Annotated in this window: 15 protein-coding genes and 3 pseudogenes; 12 read left to right on the top strand and 6 right to left on the bottom strand. The window is 70.8% G+C overall.

What is annotated here, in order from left to right:
- Nucleotides 1-183 precede the first annotated feature (183 nt).
- From AB0I51_RS30565 to AB0I51_RS30550, 4 genes are all read left to right on the top strand, one after another.
- The gene (locus AB0I51_RS30565) at nucleotides 184-426 is read left to right on the top strand and encodes a hypothetical protein (RefSeq protein ID WP_362980618.1); all 243 of its coding nucleotides are present in this window, start codon (nucleotides 184-186) and stop codon (nucleotides 424-426) included.
- A gap of 119 nt (nucleotides 427-545) precedes the next feature.
- A complete protein-coding gene (locus AB0I51_RS30560) occupies nucleotides 546-890 on the top strand; it encodes a hypothetical protein (RefSeq protein ID WP_362980616.1) in 345 nt (114 codons plus the stop codon).
- Nucleotides 891-942: 52 nt separating this feature from the next.
- Nucleotides 943-1,908: an LLM class F420-dependent oxidoreductase gene (locus tag AB0I51_RS30555; RefSeq protein ID WP_362980614.1), complete on the top strand. Its 966-nt coding sequence runs from the start codon at nucleotides 943-945 to the stop codon at nucleotides 1,906-1,908.
- Between the two features lie 7 nt (nucleotides 1,909-1,915).
- Entirely contained in the window at nucleotides 1,916-2,602 is a 687-nt protein-coding gene (locus tag AB0I51_RS30550; RefSeq protein ID WP_362980612.1) for an HAD family hydrolase, read from the top strand.
- A 123-nt stretch (nucleotides 2,603-2,725) separates the two neighbouring features.
- Here the strand turns inward: AB0I51_RS30550 and AB0I51_RS30545 are convergent.
- Together AB0I51_RS30545 and AB0I51_RS30540 are read right to left on the bottom strand one after the other, a co-directional pair.
- Nucleotides 2,726-3,052, bottom strand: a pseudogene (locus AB0I51_RS30545) (plasmid stabilization protein).
- Nucleotides 3,053-3,079: 27 nt separating this feature from the next.
- Complete coding sequence (locus tag AB0I51_RS30540) at nucleotides 3,080-3,703, bottom strand: ANTAR domain-containing protein (RefSeq protein WP_362980610.1); 624 nt, start codon at nucleotides 3,701-3,703, stop codon at nucleotides 3,080-3,082.
- Between the two features lie 268 nt (nucleotides 3,704-3,971).
- On the opposite strand from AB0I51_RS30540, the gene AB0I51_RS30535 reads away from it, so the two are divergent.
- Together AB0I51_RS30535 and AB0I51_RS30530 are read left to right on the top strand one after the other, a co-directional pair.
- Complete coding sequence (locus AB0I51_RS30535) at nucleotides 3,972-4,316, top strand: winged helix-turn-helix domain-containing protein (protein ID WP_362980608.1); 345 nt, start codon at nucleotides 3,972-3,974, stop codon at nucleotides 4,314-4,316.
- A gap of 179 nt (nucleotides 4,317-4,495) precedes the next feature.
- On the top strand, nucleotides 4,496-5,287 hold the full coding sequence (locus tag AB0I51_RS30530; RefSeq protein ID WP_362980606.1) for a SigB/SigF/SigG family RNA polymerase sigma factor: 792 nt from the start codon (nucleotides 4,496-4,498) through the stop codon (nucleotides 5,285-5,287).
- A 131-nt stretch (nucleotides 5,288-5,418) separates the two neighbouring features.
- On the opposite strand, the pseudogene AB0I51_RS30525 reads toward AB0I51_RS30530, so the two are convergent.
- Nucleotides 5,419-5,730, bottom strand: a pseudogene (locus AB0I51_RS30525) (hypothetical protein); the annotation flags it as partial.
- A 56-nt stretch (nucleotides 5,731-5,786) separates the two neighbouring features.
- On the opposite strand from AB0I51_RS30525, the gene AB0I51_RS30520 reads away from it, so the two are divergent.
- Complete coding sequence (locus AB0I51_RS30520) at nucleotides 5,787-6,041, top strand: hypothetical protein (protein ID WP_362980604.1); 255 nt, start codon at nucleotides 5,787-5,789, stop codon at nucleotides 6,039-6,041.
- 168 nt (nucleotides 6,042-6,209) lie between these two features.
- Here the strand turns inward: AB0I51_RS30520 and AB0I51_RS30515 are convergent, their stop codons facing one another.
- Both AB0I51_RS30515 and AB0I51_RS30510 read right to left on the bottom strand, forming a co-directional pair.
- On the bottom strand, nucleotides 6,210-6,842 hold the full coding sequence (locus AB0I51_RS30515; protein ID WP_362980602.1) for a response regulator transcription factor: 633 nt from the start codon (nucleotides 6,840-6,842) through the stop codon (nucleotides 6,210-6,212).
- Nucleotides 6,839-8,077 (bottom strand): sensor histidine kinase, encoded by a 1,239-nt coding sequence (locus AB0I51_RS30510; protein WP_362980600.1) that lies wholly within the window; start codon nucleotides 8,075-8,077, stop codon nucleotides 6,839-6,841. The genes AB0I51_RS30515 and AB0I51_RS30510 overlap by 4 nt, the downstream gene beginning before the upstream one ends.
- 173 nt (nucleotides 8,078-8,250) lie before the next feature.
- On the opposite strand from AB0I51_RS30510, the gene AB0I51_RS30505 reads away from it, so the two are divergent.
- From AB0I51_RS30505 to AB0I51_RS30495, 3 genes and pseudogenes are all read left to right on the top strand, one after another.
- The gene (locus AB0I51_RS30505; RefSeq protein WP_362980598.1) at nucleotides 8,251-9,021 is read left to right on the top strand and encodes a class I SAM-dependent methyltransferase; all 771 of its coding nucleotides are present in this window, start codon (nucleotides 8,251-8,253) and stop codon (nucleotides 9,019-9,021) included.
- Nucleotides 9,022-9,675: 654 nt separating this feature from the next.
- Nucleotides 9,676-10,095: pseudogene (locus tag AB0I51_RS30500) on the top strand (alkene reductase); the annotation flags it as partial.
- Between the two features lie 54 nt (nucleotides 10,096-10,149).
- Nucleotides 10,150-10,470, top strand: coding sequence for an antibiotic biosynthesis monooxygenase (locus tag AB0I51_RS30495; RefSeq protein ID WP_362980639.1), 321 nt, complete (start codon nucleotides 10,150-10,152; stop codon nucleotides 10,468-10,470).
- 79 nt (nucleotides 10,471-10,549) lie between these two features.
- On the opposite strand, the gene AB0I51_RS30490 is transcribed toward AB0I51_RS30495, so the two are convergent.
- The gene (locus AB0I51_RS30490; protein WP_362980596.1) at nucleotides 10,550-10,720 is read right to left on the bottom strand and encodes a hydrophobic protein; all 171 of its coding nucleotides are present in this window, start codon (nucleotides 10,718-10,720) and stop codon (nucleotides 10,550-10,552) included.
- 127 nt (nucleotides 10,721-10,847) lie between these two features.
- On the opposite strand from AB0I51_RS30490, the gene AB0I51_RS30485 reads away from it, so the two are divergent.
- Together AB0I51_RS30485 and AB0I51_RS30480 are read left to right on the top strand one after the other, a co-directional pair.
- Nucleotides 10,848-11,180 carry a DUF6479 family protein gene (locus AB0I51_RS30485; RefSeq protein WP_362980594.1) on the top strand — a complete coding sequence of 111 codons (333 nt, stop codon included), beginning with the start codon at nucleotides 10,848-10,850 and terminating at the stop codon, nucleotides 11,178-11,180.
- A gap of 224 nt (nucleotides 11,181-11,404) precedes the next feature.
- Complete coding sequence (locus tag AB0I51_RS30480; protein WP_362980592.1) at nucleotides 11,405-14,239, top strand: SpoIIE family protein phosphatase; 2,835 nt, start codon at nucleotides 11,405-11,407, stop codon at nucleotides 14,237-14,239.
- Nucleotides 14,240-14,260 lie beyond the last annotated feature (21 nt).

Genomic DNA, 14,260 nt, shown 5'->3' with positions numbered 1-14,260 from the left:
CACCACCTACCCTCACCTTCTATCTTTGTCCATGGGGGGGTGCATCCGGCGTGCTGCCGGTGCCCGCCCTTCGCCCTGCCCGGTCCGGGACCCCAGGGTTCCGGACCGCCGGGGTCCGCATCATCGTCGGCCGTCGGGGTACCCGCGTCCGACACCCATCCCGCGCGAGGAAGCGAGAACGCCATGAGCGAGCGTGGCCCGGAGGCCCTAGGAAACACAGGGGGGCCGAAGCCGAAGCCGATACCGAGGGACCTGCCCGACCAGCAGGCCGGCGCCGAGGAGGAGCGCGAGCCTGAGGGCCGTGATCCGCAGAACCCCGAGCCGGGGATTCCCGACATGGACGAGGCCGGCACCGGGCGGAGCGGCGCCGCGCATTCCGGCAGTGCGCGTCCGGGGCATCCCGTCCCCGACGAATCGACGGGTTGACGCCCCGCCCGCCGGGGAGCCGAGGCGGGATCCGCCGGCCGTGTGCCGTCGCCACCCGTGAACGGGTGCCTCCGATTTCTCATGTCCCGCCGTATTCAAGTTTGAGGAGAGTGAGTCTGATGGTCACCGTGTCCCTCACCGGAGCGTCCAAGGAGGACGCCACCACTGTTTTCGAGGTCCTGCGCACGGCGTTCCCGACGGACCGGTCCTCCCACGACATGCCCCAGGAGCAGCCGGGCGACCACTCCCCGGTGTGGACCGCGGAGTTCGAACCGGCGCGGGAGCGGATCCCGACCGACTCCGTTCCGCTGGCCGGCTCGGTCTCCGCCACGCTCCAGGGCGCCTACGCCGCCGTGGACCAACTGTTCGAAGCCCTCAGCACGGCGTTCGCCGTGGACCACTGGGGTGCCGCGTCGGGAGACCAGGAGAAGGAGGTCGACCTGCGGCTCACGACGAAGCGGTGACGGGACAGGAAGCAGTCCTCGCGAGATTCCGACCCACGAGGAGATGAGCGACATGGTGCAGATCGGGTACACGATGATGACCGAGCAGGCGGGTCCACGAGAACTCGTCGGCCATGTGGTCGGCGCCGAGCGCGCCGGCTTCGACTTCTCCGTCACGTCCGACCATTACTTCCCCTGGCTGGAGTCCCAGGGCCACGCCTCCTACGCGTGGAGCGTGCTCGGCGCCGCCGCGCAGGCCACCGAACGCATCCCCCTCATGACCTACGTGACGTGCCCGACGACCCGCTACCACCCGGCCGTCGTCGCCCAGAAGGCCGCCACGATGCAACTGCTCTCCCAGGGACGGTTCCGTCTGGGACTGGGCTCCGGTGAGAACCTCAACGAGCATGTGGTGGACGGTGGTTGGCCCGCCGCGCACGTCCGCCTGGAGAAGCTGGAGGAGGCCGTGGAGATCATCCGCGCCCTCTTCGCGGGCGAGAACGTCAACCACCACGGCGCCCACTTCGACGCAGCGAACGCCAGGTTGTGGGATCTGCCCGAGACGCCCCCGCCGATAGGTGTCGCCGTCTCCGGCGACCGCTCCTGCCAACTCGCGGGCCGGCTGGCCGACTTGCTCATCGCGACGGAACCCCGCCCGGAACTGATCTCCGCCTTCGAGGACCACGGCGGCACGGGCAAGCCCAAGGTTGGTCAACTGCCCATCTGCTACGACACCGACCGTGACGCGGCGATCGCCCGCGCCCACGACCAGTTCCGCTGGTTCGGCGGCGGCTGGCCGGTCAACTCCGAACTCCCCGGGCCTGCCGCGTTCGAGGGTGCCACGCAGTTCGTACGCCCGGAGGACGTCGCCGAGTCGATTCCCTGCGGCGACGACGTGCAGGCGGTCGTGGAGGCCGTACGCCCTTACGCCGACGCGGGGTTCACCGAGGTCGCCCTGGTCCAGATCGGCGGCGAGCACCAGGAGCCCTACCTGGAATGGGCCGAGCAGAAACTGCTCCCCGCCCTCCGAGAGTTGTGAGCGCGCGATGACCACGAAACGCGCCGCGATCTTCGATGTCGACGGGACGCTCGTCGACACCAACCACCTGCACGTCGTCACCTGGTGGGAGGCGCTCCGGCAGGCTGGCCACCAGGTCCCCATGCGGGACATCCACCGGGCCGTGGGCCTCAGCGGCGGCGACCTGCTGGACCACCTGCTCGGTGACAGCGACGGTGGCGGCGACCGCGATCCCGACGAGGACGAGCAGCTCACCGCCGCCCATCACGCCCTGTACGCCACGTACTTCGAGCGGCTTCCCGCGCTCGAAGCGGCGGGCGACCTGCTGCGCGCCCTGAACGGGCGGGGCTGGACGATCGTCCTGGCGACCTCGGCGAGCGGCGCGGAACTGTCCGCGCTGCGGCGTGCCATCGACGCGGACGACGTCATCCTCGGGGCGGCCAGCGCGGACGACGTCGCCGACGGCAAACCGGCACCCGACCCCGTCCGGCAGGCCAGGGAACTCGCGGGAGTATCGAGTGAACAGGCCGTGTTCGTGGGTGACACCGTCTGGGACATGAAGGCGGCGGTACGGGACGGAGTGCTCCCGGTAGCGGTGCTGTCCGGCGGCATCCCGCGGGCGGACCTGGAGACCGCCGGCGCTCGCGCGGTGTACCGGGACCCGGCCGACCTCCTCGGACGGCTGGACTCCAGCGTCTTCGCCGACATGGAGTGACCTGGTCCTTCGGAGGCGGAACGCCATGCCGTTTCCACCGTCCGCAGCTGCCGGGTCCGGGCGGACTGGGCCGCCGCGCCGCGAGCTACGGCCACCCGCGGATGCGGGACGTGGGCGTCGTGGTCAGCGGCCGAGGGACTTCTGCAACTGCCGCTTGTACATGGAGGAGCGACAGTGGATGTTGCGCTTCTTCGCCTCCGCGTAGAGCTGGTCCTTCGTGGGCCCCTCGGCACCGCTGTGTGAGCGCCGCCCGCCCCGTTGGGAAGCGGACTTCGGATCACGCGTGACGGTCTTGCCGGCAGCCTTAGCCTCGCCGGAGCGGGCGCGCTCCTTGTTCACTGTCCGCGTGGCGATCTCCTTCGCCCGGCGCGTGGACTAACCCCGCCTCTCGGCACTCTCTTTTATGTGCTCGTACTGCCGTTCCCGCTTCTTGCTCGATCCTGCAGGTATCGCGTCGCTCCTTTCCGAGGGTTCGTCCTACGCCGGGCGTGAGACCTCGGCGACGGCCGTGGAGATCCGTTGCTTCACGTGGTCGGGCAGCGGTGGCCCGTTGACCGAGTCGACGAGTTCCTCGGCAAGCCTGTGGAGTTTGGTGTTCGTGTGCTGCGAGACGTCGACCAGGACACTCCAGGCGTCCTCGGGACTGAGGCCGAAAGAGGCCATCAGGACTCCACGGGCCAGGTCGATGACCGGCCGGGTCGCCATGGCGCGCTTGAGCTGGACGACTTCGAGGCGCAGTTCCTCGGCCTCGTCGGACACCTCGTTCTCCTCCATACGGTCGTGCGTCGCAGCGGAATGTTCGTGCCAGTCGTGGACGATCACCCCGTCGGCGGGGGCACGGGCGGGGGTGAAAAGCGACGACGTGTCGGTCAGGGCGAACAGTCGCTCGACCCCTGGGCTCGCGGTCCGGACAGCGACTGTCTTGCCGTCCGCCAGGGCGATTCGGCGTACGCGCAGCAGGGCGTTGAGTCCGGAACAGTCGCAGAAGACGACCTCGGCCAGGTCGACATCCACGCCTTGGGACGACCGGGCCAGTGCCAGACGCAGGGCGCGTTGCATCGTCTGTTCCGTATCGATGTCGATCTCTCCGGAGACCGTCACGACCGTCCGGCCCCCGGCCGGGCATGTCACGACCTGCAGGAAGGCCGACGGTTCGACCCCCGCTGGGACACGCGATGTTGCACAGGCGACTGGGCTGCTGCCCGTGGGCCGAGCGGGAGGCTCGTGTTCCGGCATGGCGTCGCTCCCGAAGCGCTCGTCCGTCCTCTGCCGGTACAAGTCTCATTCGGCGTATGAAGGGCGTCAAGAGATACATGAAATTTATTTCGTGTCTTTGGATGCGTGAACATCACGCCCTATGCTGGGCTGCATGGGTGGAGTAGTAGAGACGCACGCAGGATGGACCTTCCTCACCAGCCATGCCCGGGTGCTTGCCGCGATCGCCGAGGATCACCGCACCCGCATCCGGGACATCGCCGCACGGTGCCGGCTCACCGAGAGGGCAGTCCAGAAGATCATTTCCGATCTGGAGGAAGCCGGCTATCTCACCCACACCCGGGAGGGGCGGACCAATGCGTACCGCATCGTGCCGGGAACCATCCTGCGGCACCCGGCCGAGGCCGGTATGACGGTCGAAGCGCTGCTCTCCGCCCTCGCACAGCACGACGCCCAGCGTGACGGACAGCCGCGGTCGACCGGCTCGGCGCCGTCGTAGGCGCGCGTCTGTTTCGGCACGTGCGGTGCGGGAAGGCGCAGAGATGAGTGCTTCGGACAGGAGGCACGTCCGTGGGAGCCGGTGTACGCCGGATCGCGGGTGTGTTTCGCCTGCTCAGTGCGTGCTCGCTCCCATGGGGACCGTCCGGTCGACAGCCCCTGGAGGGAGTCGTGAGCACCATGGACACAGTCACCAGGAAGCGCCATCCGCACGACGACGCACCGTGCACCGCCGCCGCCTTCGCACGCCTTTCGCACCTGCCGGACGGACCGGAACGGGGCGCCCTGCGCGACGAACTCGTCCAGGCCTGGCTGCCCATGTCGGAACGTATCGCCGGCCGCTACCGGGGGAAGGGCGAACCCTTCGAGGACCTGCGCCAGGTTGCCGCGCTCGGCCTCGTCAAGGCCGTCGACGGCTACGACCCCGATCGCGGTCACGCTTTCGAGAGCTATGCCGTCCCGACCGTCACCGGCGAGATCAAGCGACACTTCCGCGACCACATGTGGGCCCTGCATGTCCCACGGCGCGTCCAGGAACTCCGCAACAGGGTGCGCGTCGCCCTCCAGGACCTGTCCTCGACGGGTGCGGAGCGGCGCCCCGGCATCGCCGAGATCGCCGTGTACGCGCAGCTGAGCGAGGAGGACGTACGCGCCGGTCTGGAGGCCCTGGACAGCTACGCCGCCCTCTCTCTCGACGCCGAGACGCCGGGGGAGGACGCAGGGGTGGCGCTCGCCGGCCTGCTGGGGGAGTGGGACGCGGGATTCGACCTTGTCGTCGACCGGGAGGCCGTCAAGCCGGCCCTGCGCACCCTGCCCGAACGTGAACGCACCATCCTCTACCTGCGCTTCTTCCGGGGGATGACGCAGAGCCGCATAGCGGAACAACTCGGTGTCTCCCAGATGCACGTCTCCCGGCTGATCAGCAACTCCTGCGCCGCCGTGCGCGAGAGGGTGCTCGCCGACGCCGCCTAGCGTGCCGGAGCGGAGGCCGGCCGCCCCTCGGGACTGCTCCCGGGGCGGCCGGTGGCGGGCTCACTGCCGAACCCTCCCTGGAGCGGCCGGGCAGCCGGCCGCCCCCTTCGGACTACCGGGCTGGGCCCGCTTCAAACAACCAGGGGTGCCTGTCCGGTCCGTCGACAGCTCGGGGACAACTCCGGATCACACGGGCAGGGGTACGGCGGGAAGCAAGGGCGCCGCGTGCCGACGGCTACATCGTGCCAGGAGCGCCGCAGTGGGTTGTCGTCCGCGAATCCGCCCGCGCCGCGCAGATCGAGCAGCGGTTCCGTCGCCTCGCGGTACTCCCGGGCGGCTGTCGCCGGTTCGACTCTCAGCCTGATCCGCTCCGTCACCGGGACCGAGGTACCTGACCGGAGCGCGTCGACGACGTCGGCCACCCGCAGGGTCCGCTGCATGGCCGATTCGGTGCGCCGTAGCGCCTGGTGCGGGTGTCGACAGCTGGCAGACTCCCGGAGTGTTTCCTCGGCGCCCGCTCACCATGTCCGGCTCGCGCGTCCGTCTGGAACCACTGTCCCTTGAGCACGCCGAGGGGCTGTGGGCCGCGTCGGACGACGAGGTCTTCGCCAAGTTGCCCTACGATCGCCCGCCGGCAGGTGGAGATCGGATCCACTTGGCCGGGACGGGCGTGGTGGGTGCAGGCATCAGCCGGGAGGCCGAGCGGCTGCTGCTGGCACATGCGATTCTGCGCAGCGAGTGGACTGCCGACTGATGCCGGGAGGGACTGCGACGGCCGGCTTCGGAGCGGCCGGGCGAGTCGCCGGTAGCAGAGGAGACTGCGCGCGCCGACGGTCAGGGCCACCCTCAGGATGACCCGGCGCCCGGCCGACTCGCGTGCAGGCGCCGAGCACAGCGAAGAGATCCAGAACTGCCGGCGGGCTTACGACAGCAGCCGTCGTTCCTTGGCGACGGCGACCGCACCCGCCCGCGTCTCCACCCCCAACTTGCCGTAGATCCGCCCCAGATGAGTCTTGACCGTCGCCTCGCTGATGAAGAGGGCCCGGGCGATGTCCCGGTTGCCCAGGCCGCGGGCCAGCTGGCCGAGGATCTCGCGCTCGCGCTCGGACAGGGTGGGGTGCGGGTTGCGCATCCGGGCCATGAGACGGTCGGCCACCGGTGCCGAGAGTGCCGTACGACCGGATGCGGCGCTGTGGATCGCCGTGAACAGTTCCTCGGGGCGTTCGGCCTTGAGGAGGTACCCCGTGGCGCCCGCCTCGACGGCGCGGGTGATGTCTGCGTCCGTGTCGAACATGGTGAGGACGAGAACACGAGGGCCCCCGCCGGCGGTCAGTTTCCCGATGGCCGTCACCCCGTCCATGCCGTCGCCGAGTTGGAGGTCCATCAGCACCACGTCGGGACGGACCCGGGCGGCCAGGGCGAGGGCCTCCTCGCCGCTGCCCGCCTCACCGACCACCTCGATGCCGTCGGCGCTGGACAGCAGCGCGCGCAACCCGGCCCGTACGACGGCGTGGTCGTCGCACAGCAGCAGACGTACGGGTGCGGGTGTGTTCACGGGACGAGCTCCTCATGGGGACTGCGGACGACGGGCACGGCGACCGACACGACCGTTCCCTCGCCGGGGGCGGACTCCACACTCAGCGTGCCGCCCGACTGCCGGGCCCGGATCCGCATCGCGGGCAGTCCGTGTCCGCGCGACCGGCCGGGCGCGGAGGCCGGGGGAGCGGTGACGTGGAAACCACGGCCGTTGTCGGCGACGTCGAGGGAGATCTGGTCGTCCAGCCAGGTCAGGGTCAGCGCGGCCCGGGTCGCGTCAGCGTGCTCGCGTACGTTGGCCAACGCGCCCTGGGCGATGCGCAACAGTGCCGCCGCGACCGGCTCCGGCAGCGGACCCGGATCGCCGTCGAGCCGGAACACCACCGTCAGGCCCGGACCGCTCTCCCGCTCGGCGAGCGCGCCCAGCGCCGCCGGCAGGGAGTGCTCGACGAGGTCGGCCGGCGCCAGGTCGTGGACGAACCGGCGCGCCTCGGCGAGACCGCGGGAGGTGATCTCGGCGGCCTTGAGGACGTGCCCGCGGGCCGCTTCCGGGTCGGTCTCCCACACCCGCTCGGCGGCCTGCAACAGCATCTGCTGGCTGGACAGGCCCTGCGCGACGGTGTCGTGGACCTCCGTGGCCAGCCGCTGCCGTTCCGCCAGGACGCCGGCCCGCCGCTCGGTGGCCGCGAGATCACGGCGGGTGCGGACCAGGTCGTCGATCAGGACGCGCTGGCGGACCGCCTGCCGCTGCAACTGCACCAGCACGGCCGTGGCGACCGCCGCGAGAGCCGGCGGCGCGACGACCATGTTGGGGTTGAGCGTGCCGTCGGCCACCCGTACCTCGGAAGCGACGACGAGCGCGGTCAGTACGGTCGCCAGCGGCACCGCGAACCGTGCGGGCAGCGCGTACAGGCCGCCGAACAGCAGGGGCATCGCGCACCAGGTGGCACCCGGCGCGAGGGCGAGCAGCACGGTCCAGACGGCGAACACCGAGGCCAGCCAGCCGAGATGACGCGCGGTCGGCGCCGAACCCGGGCGCGGCGCCGGCGCCAGGAACTGCCCGAGGACGTACAGCAGACAGAAGGCCGCGTACAGCGCCAGGACCCAGCCGGTGCGCACCCCGCCCTGGTCGCGGGTCAGGAAGCGTACGAACGAGGAACCGAGCAGCAGGAAGAACGCGGCGTGCACCACTGCGGGCAACAGCCGCTCCTCCGGACCGATGTGCCCCGTCCTCCGTTGTTCCGTGTGTCCCATCCTCCGTGTCTAACGCGACGGACGGGACGGCGCATCAACCGATCGGCTGACATCCGGATCACCCGAATCGCCCCCGGATCAGCGCCCCTTGACCGAGCCGGACACCCGGCCGCCGCACCGAGGCTTACATCAACACCCGTCACCCACCTCGGAGATCGGAAGGCGACGACCTCGTGCCCACCAAGAACCTCACCGCAAACCGTGCCGCTCTCGGCCACCGCATCGCCTACGCTCTGCGCCACCCCGACCGCGTACCCCGCCACCTGGCCCGTGCCACCCGGGACGCCTGGCTGCGCCACCGCCACCCGGACCACGTCTCCTACTACCGCGCCGTGATGCGCTCCGACACCCGGGCCGACGCGGACGCGGCGGTCGGCAGCGCCAGCCGTGAACGCTGGCTCGCCCTGGGCGCGATGCAGTTCGACTACCTCCTCGGCCACGGTCTGCGCCCCGAACACCGCATGCTGGAGATCGGCTGCGGAAACCTGCGCGGCGGCTGGCGCTTCATCCGCCACCTCGACCCCGGGCACTACTACGGCATCGACATCTCGCCCGACATCCTGGCCGCCGCGCAGGACACGCTCGTCGAGATGGGCCTGCAGAAACGGCTCCCCGCCCTCACCCCCGTACAGGACCTGACCCTGCGCTTCCTGCCCGACGCGCACTTCGACGTCGTCCACGCGCACAGCGTGTTCTCGCACTCCCCGCTCCCGGTCATCGAGGAATGCCTCGCCAACGTCGGCCGTGTCCTGGCACCGGGCGGCTGGTTCGACTTCACCTTCGACCGCACGGAGGGCGAGGAACACCACGTGCTGCGCGAGGACTTCTACTACCGCACCGAGACCCTTGTCGCGCTGGCCGACCGACACGGCCTGAAGGCCCACTTCATGGAGGACTGGGAACAGCTCCCGCACGGCCAGTCGAAGCTCCGGGTCACCCGCTGAGTCCGCGGGGCACCGGGGAGGCTTTCATCGGTCCGCTTCCGCGGGAGCGGTCGACTCACGCCGTGCGGTCTGCGCGACGCGCGAGAGGATCGCCACCGCCCATCCGCACCTCACGAAGGCGTGGGTGGACGCGGGCTACCGCACCATCGCCTTCGACCACGGGCCCTGCCTCGGCATCGACGTCCACTCCGTCCAACGCCCGCGCGGCGCCCGCGGATTCACGATCACTCCGAGACGGAGACGGTGGCCCATCGGGCGCGGCATCGGCCGGCTCATGCACCACCGACGCCGCCCCCGCCGCTCCGAAGCGATGATCGATTCCATGGCCCGCAGACTCACCGGCGAAGCCACGCTGAACCGGTCCGGAACCCGACCCGGGACCGAATACGAATCACCGGACCAAACGCTCGGTCAGTAGCCGATGACCTGCAAGGGACCCCCGAAGAACCCGGCCGCACCGCACCGTTGGCGGTGGCCGGTCACGCCATCGGCGCGATGGTCGCCCCGGCATGGGAGACCGCCCACCCCGACGACATCGCCCGGATCGTCCTGGGCGACGCGCTTCTGGGGGCAACGAGGTCCTCGCCCGAACAGCATCTCCGTAGTGCGTCCCAACGGAGAGGACGCGGCTGGGGGGTCCGTCCCGCGACCGGGCTGTCCCCCGGCGGCACCTTCTGGGGCGTCGAGGAGACGGGGGTGCCGGAACTCTACGCGGCACTGCTCGCAGAACTCGCCCGCTTCGGCCTCGCCCACGTGCACCTTGAGGCGACCGCCGAGGAGCGGGTGCTCGTCGGGCTGCGCCGCGCGTGGCCGGGCAGCCTGGTTGTCAACCCGGTGCTCCCGTGGGCCCCGGTGCTGCCGATGGGCCCCAAGCAGACCGACCGGGCCGCCGCCGACCACTGGCTCGCCCTGGGCGCGGACCTGATCAGCTTCGGCCGCGCCTTCCTCGCCGACCCCGACCTGGTCGAACGGCTCCGCAAAGGCCTGCCGCTCGCACCCGCCGTCCCGGCCACGTACTACCAGGGCGGCGACACGGGCTGTCTCACCTACTCCGCCTACCAGTACGCCGCCTGACCGCGCACGAGGGACGAGGAAGAACCCACGACTTCAAAGAATGCGCCGGACGAGATCCAGGACGACGCCCGGACGACCGTCATCATCGCCGGCCGGGTCCGTGTCCCCGCCGAGGACGTCGAGACGTTCATCGCCGAGGCACGGGCGACGCCGTACCCACTCGCCGCGGCGAACCCGGGGAACGTGATGATCTCGTTCTGTGTCGAGGACGCGGCGACCGGAAGTGTCACCGTGTTCGAACAGTGGGTGTCCCAGGAGGCCCTCGACCGGCATGTGGCCACACCGGAGATCACGGCCCTCCTCGCCAAGTGGGGCCCGGGCATACGCAATGAGGTGCGCAGATTCGACGCCGCCGAGAAGGGCGCCCGGGCCTGAGCCGACTTCGGCAACGGGCGTAACCCGCTCCAGCAGACCCCTGGGCCATGCCCGACCCGGGAGCGGGCCGTGTCGAGCACTACCAGCGGTACCAGCGGCCCCGAGATCCGCTCGCGCCCGTGCCGCGCACGAGGAATCCCAAGAGCCAGAGGACGAGTACGACCAGAGCGATCCACCAGAGAACCTGAACGGCGAAACCGGCGCCGAAGAGAACCAGCACCAGAAGCAATACCAGCAGGATGGGCACCATGACTGAACCTCCTGGCCGCCGGGTTCCCTGAAACGATCCGATCAGGCGTCCTGTCTTCGGCGCGACGCGTCGCGGACATGCCGCGGTGGGCGAGGTTGTCCCGGCCGCACAGGGGTACCCGGCGCCGATGAACGCACTCAGCACGGAAATGGCCGCGTCGAGCGGGGCGGCCGTCGGAGTCTTTCCGGCGGTCGCCGGTTTGATCCTTGTCATCGGCCTGGTCTGGGCCGTACGGCTCGGTATCCGGTCCCGCCGTCGGGAGTCCGCGCCGCCGCGCCCGGAGGAGCAGCCCCGGCTGCCGGAATCCGGACCGACCCGTGAGATCCGGGAGATGCGCGAACCCGACGAGGTGCCACACGCGCGGGACGAGAGCGAGCGGCTCACCCCGCATCAGCTGCACGGGAGCGGAACGTCGAGCAGCAGGCGCAGCGAGGACCAGAAGCGTCGGCGCTGGGGCTGAGGTGCCGCTCCCGGACGGGTGGTCAAGTGTTCGGTCCGCCTGCTCCGTCCGTCGTTACGTGAGAAGCTCCGGCTGTTCGTGGTCACGGTGGCTCGCAACCTGCGACAGCGCCTCACTGCATGCGGAGGGGATTGACACCGCAGTAGATTGAAATGTGGCGTTGTGTCCCAGTGGGGGACGTGCATCGAGACGGCCTGCACAGCCGGCTTGGGGAAGTGATCCCGGTGACCGATGATTGGGGCGACCCGGACCTGGTCACGGCGCGGGCCCGTGAGAGGTTGCTGTCCGGTGAGATCGTCCTGGGCGGCCCGCGCGGTGCCATCCTGAGCTCGTGGCAGCGCTGTCAGGTGCTGGCCATCAACCCCGACCGATGGGCCCCGCCCTACGAGGCCGATCTCGACCTGGACGCCCCCTTGGTCCGCGCGGCCGGGCCGACGCTCGACTGGCTGCAGTCCCGGATCACCGGCACTCGGGCACGGGTGTCGCTCGCGGACAGCCAGGGGAGGAAACTTCTGCGCCGCGTCGGTGAGGAGTCCCTGGCCCGCCGTCTCGACGCCGTATCCGACGCCCCCGGGTTCGGCTTCGCCGAACACGCGGTCGGCACCAACGCCATCGGGCTGGCACTGGTCGAACGGCGCCCCTGCCACGTCCTGGGCGCGGAGCACTTCACCGAGCACACCCAGCGCGACGCCTGCGTGAGCGTGCCGATCTGCAACCCCCTCGACGGGCACCTGGAAGGGGTCATCGACTTCGCGTGCGACGTAGCGGATGTGACCCCCGAGGTGGAATACCTCATGTGCGAAGCGGGCCACGCGATCGAGCGCCGGATTCTGGAGCAGGCGAGCGAGCGCGAACGCGCCCTGCTGCGGACGTACGCGGCGGCCGCACGGCAGGTGCACGCACTGGCCCGATCCGCGGGAACGCCGGTGGCACCCGGCGCGCTGCCCGGCGGTGGTGGCGGGTACGAGGCCTCGCCGATCCTGCGTGAGAAGGCCGCCGAGCTCGTCGGGGCGGGCCGCCGGGCCGCTGTAGAGGTACCGCTGGGACATGGTCTGACCGCCACGCTGCTGTGCAGACCGCTGGTGACCCCCTCCGGGGTGGCCGGATTCGTCGTCGAGGCCCTCTTCCCGGACGGCCCGCTCCAGCACATCAGGTCGAGTACGCCCGACACCGACGGGGCGCAGCAACCCGGCAGGCCGGAGCGAACGAGCGCCGGCACCCCACCGACACCGCGGCAGCCCCCTCCGGACGCGGCGTCGTACCCGATGGCCGGTACACCCGACATAGCCGACGCCACCGGCCCCGCAGCTTTCCGGCGCGCTGCGGGCGTACAGCTGATCAGCGTGGGAGAACAGGGAATCGGTCGTCTCGCGGTGGCGTCACGGCGACGGCTCAGGCTGTTGATCGAGGCCGCCGCCCACATAGGCACCACCCTGGACGTGACCCGCACCGCGGAGGAACTCGTCCGGGCGGCCGTGCCCGAGCTCGCCGACCTGGCCATGGTGGACCTGGCGGAGCCCGTCCTGCGCGGGGAGGAACCGGGCAGCGCGATCGAAGCGGGCACCATGCTGCGCCGCACCGCCCTGCACGGGTTCCACGAGGGACTCTCCCTGTACCCGGTGGGTCATGTGGCCGGCTTCCTGGCCACCACTCCGCAGGCACGTTGCCTGGCCGCCGGCCGAGCCGTACTGGAGGCGGACCTGCGTGCCGCTCCGGGCTGGAAGGCGCAGGATCCCGAACGCGTCGAGCGGATCCTCGCGCAAGGCATCCACTCACTGATCACCGTGCCCCTGATCGCCCGTGGCGTCACCCTGGGCGTGGCCAGTTTCTACCGCCGGACCCAGCCGGAACCGTACGAGGAGGACGACGCGGCCCTGGCATCGGAGCTCGCCACCCGTGCCGCGCTGTGCCTCGACAACGCCCGCCGCTACACCCGCGAACGCGCCACTGCGCTCACCCTGCAGCGCAGCCTCCTGCCCCGGGAGCTTCCCGAACAGACCGCGGTCGAGGTCGCCCACCGCTACCTGCCCGCCCAGGCCGACGTGGGCGGCGACTGGTTCGACGTCATCCCGCTGTCCGGGGCCCGCGTCGCGCTCGTCGTGGGTGACGTCGTCGGCCACGGCCTGCACGCCGCGGTCACCATGGGCCGGCTGCGCACCGCCGTCCACAGCTTCGCCACCCTCGACCTCGCACCGGACGAACTCCTCGCCCGCCTCGACGACCTCGTCATCGACTTCGACCGGAGCCGGACCGGCGGACCGGACGATGCCGAGATCATCGGCGCCACCTGCCTGTACGCCGTCTACGACCCGGTCTCCCAGTCCTGCACGCTGGCCCGCGCGGCCCATCACCCGCCCGTCGTGGTGCACCCCGACGGCACGGTGGAGACTCCCGACCTGCCCGCCGGCCCGCCCCTGGGCCTGGGCGGTCTGCCCTTCGAAACGGGCGAGCTGCACCTGCCCGAGGGCAGTCAGCTCGTGCTCTACAGCGACGGGCTCATCGAGGACCGCGACCGGGACATCGACGACAGCCTCGACCTGCTGCACCGGACGCTGGCCCGCCCCGACCGGACCCCGGAGCAGACGTGCCGGGCCGTCCTTGACGCCCTCCCCACCCCGCACAGCAGCGACGACATCACCCTGCTCGTCGCCCGGACCCGCGCCCTTCCGCCCGCGAACATCGCGCGCTGGGACGTGCCGCACGATCCCGCCGCCGTCTCCGACATCCGCGCCGCCGCCCTGCGGCAGCTGTCCGAGTGGGGGCTCGACGAAGCCGCTTTCACCACCGAACTCGTCCTCAGTGAGCTGGTCTCCAACGCCATCCGGCATGCCAAGGGCCCCATCCAGATACGCCTCCTCCGTGACCGCACCCTGATCTGCGAGGTCTCCGACGGCAGCAGCACCGCACCCCACCTGCGCCATGCCGCCGACACCGACGAGGGCGGTCGCGGCCTGTTCCTGGTCGCCCAGCTCGCCGACCGCTGGGGCACCCGCTACACCGCGCACGGCAAGGTCATCTGGGCCTCGCAGCCCATCGACCCAGACGTCCGACACGACTGAGAACGGCCGACGCGGCTGACA

Origin of the sequence: Streptomyces sp. NPDC050549 (assembly GCF_040655035.1) — a bacterium.
In the GTDB taxonomy this organism is placed as follows: domain Bacteria; phylum Actinomycetota; class Actinomycetes; order Streptomycetales; family Streptomycetaceae; genus Streptomyces.
Note: the sequence above shows the minus strand (reverse complement) of the source record. Positions and strands in the feature narration are given on the sequence as shown.